Raw genomic sequence first — 205 nt, forward strand, 5'->3', positions numbered from 1 at the left:
CCGTGCGTAGTCTAAGTGCTGGCTCATTTGAGTTAGAAACTGGTCGTGACCGCCTGGGTACTTTTGAACCTAAGATTGTGCCCAAACGCCAGCTAATCATTACCGATGAGCTGGAAGGTAATATCTTATCGATGTACGCTATGGGAGTGAGTACCCGAGCAATGCGGGATTATGTTCAGCAAATGTATGCTATGGAGATTTCTCC

1 protein-coding gene is annotated in these 205 nt (G+C 46.8%); it reads left to right on the top strand.

Annotation, left to right across the window (positions count from 1 at the left end):
- Nucleotides 1–205, top strand: a 205-nt coding sequence (locus GNY06_RS05075) for a transposase (RefSeq protein ID WP_176589970.1), incomplete at both ends; no start/stop codon positions are given.

It is taken from the genome of Elizabethkingia argenteiflava (assembly GCF_009904105.1).
Taxonomy (GTDB): Bacteria; Bacteroidota; Bacteroidia; order Flavobacteriales; family Weeksellaceae; genus Elizabethkingia; species Elizabethkingia argenteiflava.